The organism is Waterburya agarophytonicola KI4 (assembly GCF_020640915.1).
Classification (GTDB): Bacteria; Cyanobacteriota; Cyanobacteriia; order Cyanobacteriales; family Xenococcaceae; genus Waterburya; species Waterburya agarophytonicola.
The window spans coordinates 1-5,138 of sequence record NZ_JADWDC010000123.1 but is presented as its reverse complement, the minus strand read 5'-3'; the positions used below and the strand labels follow the sequence as shown (position 1 = coordinate 5,138).

Annotated in this window: 7 protein-coding genes; all 7 read right to left on the bottom strand. The window is 37.3% G+C overall.

What is annotated here, in order from left to right:
- Window positions 1–35: 35 nt before the first annotated feature.
- The 7 genes from cas8a1 to I4641_RS23110 all read right to left on the bottom strand — a co-directional run bounded on the left by cas8a1 (window position 36) and on the right by I4641_RS23110 (window position 5,014).
- On the bottom strand, window positions 36–1,073 hold the full coding sequence (cas8a1, locus tag I4641_RS23140) for a type I-MYXAN CRISPR-associated Cas8a1/Cmx1 (protein WP_229642945.1): 1,038 nt from the start codon (window positions 1,071–1,073) through the stop codon (window positions 36–38).
- A gap of 12 nt (window positions 1,074–1,085) precedes the next feature.
- Window positions 1,086–1,736, bottom strand: coding sequence for a type I-MYXAN CRISPR-associated protein Cas6/Cmx6 (gene cas6 / locus I4641_RS23135; RefSeq protein ID WP_229642944.1), 651 nt, complete (start codon window positions 1,734–1,736; stop codon window positions 1,086–1,088).
- Between the two features lie 58 nt (window positions 1,737–1,794).
- A complete protein-coding gene (locus I4641_RS23130; protein ID WP_229642943.1) occupies window positions 1,795–2,475 on the bottom strand; it encodes a TnsD family Tn7-like transposition protein in 681 nt (226 codons plus the stop codon).
- 17 nt (window positions 2,476–2,492) lie between these two features.
- Window positions 2,493–3,035: a transposase gene (locus I4641_RS23125; RefSeq protein WP_229642942.1), complete on the bottom strand. Its 543-nt coding sequence runs from the start codon at window positions 3,033–3,035 to the stop codon at window positions 2,493–2,495.
- A 2-nt stretch (window positions 3,036–3,037) separates the two neighbouring features.
- Window positions 3,038–3,334 (bottom strand): transposase, encoded by a 297-nt coding sequence (locus I4641_RS23120; RefSeq protein ID WP_229642941.1) that lies wholly within the window; start codon window positions 3,332–3,334, stop codon window positions 3,038–3,040.
- A gap of 109 nt (window positions 3,335–3,443) precedes the next feature.
- On the bottom strand, window positions 3,444–3,749 hold the full coding sequence (locus tag I4641_RS23115) for a TniQ family protein (protein WP_229642940.1): 306 nt from the start codon (window positions 3,747–3,749) through the stop codon (window positions 3,444–3,446).
- The gene (locus tag I4641_RS23110) at window positions 3,749–5,014 is read right to left on the bottom strand and encodes an ATP-binding protein (protein ID WP_369426876.1); all 1,266 of its coding nucleotides are present in this window, start codon (window positions 5,012–5,014) and stop codon (window positions 3,749–3,751) included. Before I4641_RS23110 ends, I4641_RS23115 begins: the two co-directional genes overlap by 1 nt.
- Window positions 5,015–5,138: the final 124 nt, after the last annotated feature.

Genomic DNA, 5,138 nt, shown 5'->3' with positions numbered 1-5,138 from the left:
TGATTAGATTATGGCTCTTGGAAAAAAAGCGCAAGTTATGACCGTGCGAAGTATATTTGGACAATCTCAACGTTTTTACGAATTTTCTGAAATCCCGTCCATTTTGTTTGACCAAAAGTAATTACTTGACAGCATTTGAGATCGTTTTGTCTGATGGTAAGTAATGCAGACTGTTGGGTGAGAAGGCGAAAACTTGCATCGCTGTAGCCAGATGCTAAAAATTGTTGGTAGTTCCAGTTTGCGGTTTTCTGTCTTTGTCGAGCGTATAATTCCAGATCTTTTATATCAGGAATGACTAAGCAATATTGACTTTTAGTGTCGTAGAGACGAGATTTAGGTGAAATAAAATAAAGACAAGCAACAGGCGCGTACAGTAATGCGATCGCTCTTTCTCTAGTTTCAGTAAACTGAGTTTCTTTCTTGTAGGCGTAGTGTTTGATAGCAGCACCAGGGTACAACCAGCCTGTTATGCCGATTGTCTTTTGCTGTAAATTACTGCCTTGTTGGATGTCGAATAAGAACAAAAGTCCGATTAAGGTGTGATGTCTGAGAAGTAGAAGTTTGAATTTAAGGGAAACTTTTTTCCAGTTTAGTTTTTCTATCGGACATAGCTGTTCGGCATAATTTTGGTGAGCGTAGGATTTAGCTTTTTTATAGTCAATCGGGACTTCTAAGCCTTCTATAGTTATATTTTCAGTAGCATCTCCTGCGGATTTGAAGAATTGGTTGTGTTGCAGAAAGGTATTTTTAATACCAATGTGAATTGCTAATTGGCTTTCTTTGCTATGAGACTGTAAGCCAGTCAGAGAGATTAAACCGTCGCTACTGATTTGAAATGATTCGGAGAATAGCCAATCTAAGGCTTCATAGTCGCTTCCTTTCCAATAGAGGCTAATACTAGTCTTGCTTAAACTCCACTTAAAATTACCTTGACGAGATCTCTGGGTAGGATATCGCCTTTCTAGAGCTTTGAGGGTCATATACAAACCAGCAACTCCCCCACGATGTAGCATGGTCATGGCAGGATCGTTCAAGCTTATTTCTACTTTTGGCTTAACTGCTTCATTCATCATTTCCCAACTAACTCAAACAAATACACCACAACCCATTTTGTGCTTTCCTCCTAATCCTTTTTCCTGAAGGATAATTGAATCAGACTCGCTTAAATTATTTGCTTCGATGCCGAAGCCAACTAGGATTTGCTTTACTCTTATGGTTTTTGGTTTGGGAGTACCGTCTTTTTTAGCAATCAGTTTTAAGTCAGTCTTGATATTTAGTATCTCTATCTGTCTTTTGGCTGCTTCGAGAAAACCATTTGGTTCTTCATAGCCTCGAATCACGACAATGTGCGATCGCAACCTGGATTTTGGTTGCAGAAAATTCATTTCAGGAATTCCCAACCTAATCTTGTGTTTGCCGATAGTTAAAGATTTACCACTAAAGGTATAAACAAAAGGTACTTTTTCTGAAGGCAGGCGGATTAGGAGTTTTGAACGGTCGGTTAAGTTTAGCTGGTTTCTTGTATTGCGATCTAGCTTCCCTGAGATGGTTTTAATACTAACCTCATCCCAGTCTTTTAGCTGCATCAACTTATATTTCAATGCTGAATATAATTGATAACCATGATCGATGGGTAAGCTTTGTCCTATTACAGGAAAAGCTAATTCTATGTAGGGATTTTGTATGAGTTCGATGTTTTCCTGTTGTTCTTCTCTACCTACTTGAGCGATCGCCATAAACAGTTATTTCAAGCAAAAATCATCTACACAGTTTAATCGCTTGTGATAACTACTGTCATCCAAAAATATTTCTGCTCGAACCGCATAAAAACTTAATCAGTAGAATATGAGTTATGCGATCTATGGTTTGGGCGATATCGCAGGAAAATAAAGAGTATTCTAAATAAATATTTAGTTTTTCCCAGACTTGTGGTTGAATCGCCAGTAAAAATTCCTTGCCATAAAATTTGACGAAAGCCTGTGTAAATATTTCGCTGTGGTATTTAAACTTAGTTGGCGAGTATTTGGTTATAAATCCCTTTTCTAATAGTAGCGACTTATATTTGTTTCTCAGCCAAGTCATTCCCCAAAATTCAATATAATTATGGCTCAACCAGTTAGTTTCTTGAGCAATTGATAATGCCTTACTCTCAAACTCTTTAGAATAATTAGCTTGGTTAACCTCATCCAAATTTACTTGACTAGCACCGTAGTAATGAATTTGCTTGTTTTCGAGTAAAATGGTGCTGTTTAATAAAGGTAATTTGTGCTTCAAACACACCAGCATTCCTGGTATTTGATGCTGACGATGCCAATAGGCTTCCCCGTATTTTTGTTCGTCTTCTGCACGACATTGAGGGCAAAATTTCAGCACTCGATTGCGTTCTTTATCCGATATCTTTGCAGCTTGAGAAATAGATGTACTAGACTTTGATCGCATCAAGTTTTTGAAAGAATATATTTCTATAGAACCCATTTGGGTTCTCTAAAACCTTATGCGATCGCTGCTAATCTTTTCAGCATAAGTCTGACAAAACACAGATGAATCTTGGCGTTAGCATGAGCCAAAGTTCTTTCAAAGTTTTTAGTTAAACTTTTACATCTTTCCATCCAAGAATTACTTCTTTCAATAACCCATCTGGCTTTGACAGGAACAAATCCTGATTTTCCTTGTTTTTCTTTTTCGGTTTTTGAAGGCTTTGGAGAGAGTTCAAAGCGAATTTTTGTCATAATCGCTGGATAAATCTTTTTTAATTCTTCCTCGATTTTCTGGGGATGATAACCATTATCTACTAGGATTGTTGTTAGCGGAAGTTCGGCTGGTTTATTTTTAAAATAATCAATATTAAGAGTTAACATTTCAATTAACCCCCGATCATCACTAATATTAGCTTTAGTACAATGAGTAAAGAAAGGCAATCCCAAACTGTCTACAGCTAAATGTCTTTTAATTCCATTGGTCGCTTTGTAAAAACAAAAACCTTTTGATGATTTACTAGCATTGCAGGTATTTTTGACCGCTTGAGAATCGATCATAATCAAGGTTGTCCACTGTGTTTTTTTTTCATTTGCTCACGGACTTGTTGATGTAATGTATCCATAATTTTATCCATCACTCCTTCCCCTCGCCATTGTTTGTAATGCCAAAAGACAGTGGAATAAGGAGGCAAGTCTTTAGGTAAATCACACCAGTTACAACCATTTTTTAATTGATAGAAAATACCATCTAAAATTTGTCTCTTAGTCCATCTAGGGGGTTTGGTTTTCTTTTTATTGGGTAACAAGGGTTCAATAATTTCCCATTCTCGATCTGTGAGACTACTTGAATATGGCATTTTTTTTCCTATTTACACTTCTGTTTTCAAGCAAATATTTAAGGTTATACTATAGCGATCGCAATTAACTAGATAGCGCACCGCTCCGAGGTTCCTCGCCGTATCGCCACTAGTGTAACCTTTTCCCCAAAAGATCCCAAATGGGTTCTATAGGTGTGAGAAAACTACGGAAGAAGGGGTAAAGAGTGTTTTTTTTAATTAAACTTTCAACAGTTAACTGAGAGCCTTGAGGAAGTTGGCTGGTTAGAAAATTGAGATTATTAGGTAAAACTATCTTGTCTGACTGCAAATCAACCGTCTCAAATAGCTCTTCGTGGGTTTGCCGAAAGCTTTTATTGCCACTGCGAATATGATATCTGGCAACTACGCTATAAAGTAGCTCGTCAGGATAAGGATTAGGAAAAGAACCGAGCATTAGTTAATGTTAATGAAATCATCAATGGGATTTTTGATAAATCCTGCTTCTTTTAAAGCATCATGTGCCGAAATGCCTAGTTTCTGTGCTTCGGCAACTATTAATCTCATGTCATTTTCCTGATATTTTGGTTCTAATTTAGCTTTGGTAGATTTTTTCTGATTGTCTTGATTAATTTCGGCAAAACTACCGCCTCCACTTTGTAAACTTAAGGCATATGCCTCATTGACTAAATCTTGAACGTTGTGTTGTTTCTTCTTCGGCTCGAATACTTTTTCGGCGCATTGTTTAGCCAAAAGAGCATCTACATTTAGTTCTTGGATTAGTTTAAGTATGACAGTGGTTAATATCGGCGATTGTTGCTCTTGCTGCTTGCGAGCTAAACGTCGAGTTTCTTTTAAATCCTCTGATTGCAATTTGGAGGCATATTTATTTTGATATTCAACAGTACTTAAAGGAGCAATGTCTTTATATTTAAGCATCCACTCTGTATCACCAGACCTAATCGCTTCAAGCATTGGCTTAACTAAATACAATCCTTCATTTGCTACTTCGTGAATCAGATCAACGGTAATGATTTCATCTTCTGCTTCTGCGATCGCTCGCCATTGAACCATTTTAAATAGCTTAACTACTAAATCGATAATTCCTTGAGTTTCAAAGTAAAGTGCTTCGTATATTTCATCAGTTAAAACCGTATATTCTGCCGTCCATTGGTATTTCCACATTCCCTCGACAAAAAACTTCCATTCATCCCACTCATCTTCATCTTCTTGCTTCATACGATCCCAGAGAACACCTCCCTCTCCCGTTCCTCTCCTGGCATTTCTAAAGTTACCTTGCAGAATAGGATAGGCTTCATTTGTGCCTACTCGGATAACTGGTACGCCAATAATGTTATCCATTTTGACTAAAAAGTTTAGCAGATCGTCCTTTCTTCTTTTAGCGTTGACTAAGTTTTGCATTTCATCAATCACAAGCATTCCCAAATGATGGGTATGAGCAAGTTGCGCCACTTGAGCCAACATATAATCTTCTGAATTGCGAGTAGAGCCAAATTTCTTAAAGTAATTCGTCCCTATTAAGCGATCTATTTCTTTGAAAACATCAATACAAAGACCTTTTAACGAACCAGCATGAGGACAATCAATTTTGATCCAAACTATCTGGTAAGCACCGTTGTGTTCTGGATGAACGATAACTTGAGGATAAAGATCTAAAATATTTTTGAGATTGGTTGTCTTTCCCATTCCTGAAGGACCTATAAAGGTAAATCCCGAAGCGGAAGTTGGGACATCTACGTAATTTTCGATGATTTTACCGCCTTTATCTTGAATCCCACCTTCCGCACGTCAGAATGCAACATGAAGTAATTCAAGATAATTAAGT

Excerpts from the sequence above, each read along its gene's own strand:
- I4641_RS23130 (WP_229642943.1), bottom strand. The coding sequence starts at position 2,475 with ATGGGTTCTATAGAAATATATTCTTTCAAAAACTTGATGCGATCAAAG.
- cas8a1 (WP_229642945.1), bottom strand. The coding sequence starts at position 1,073 with ATGATGAATGAAGCAGTTAAGCCAAAAGTAGAAATAAGCTTGAACGAT.
- I4641_RS23115 (WP_229642940.1), bottom strand. The coding sequence starts at position 3,749 with ATGCTCGGTTCTTTTCCTAATCCTTATCCTGACGAGCTACTTTATAGC.
- I4641_RS23125 (WP_229642942.1), bottom strand. The coding sequence starts at position 3,035 with ATGATCGATTCTCAAGCGGTCAAAAATACCTGCAATGCTAGTAAATCA.
- cas6 (WP_229642944.1), bottom strand. The coding sequence starts at position 1,736 with ATGGCGATCGCTCAAGTAGGTAGAGAAGAACAACAGGAAAACATCGAA.
- I4641_RS23120 (WP_229642941.1), bottom strand. The coding sequence starts at position 3,334 with ATGCCATATTCAAGTAGTCTCACAGATCGAGAATGGGAAATTATTGAA.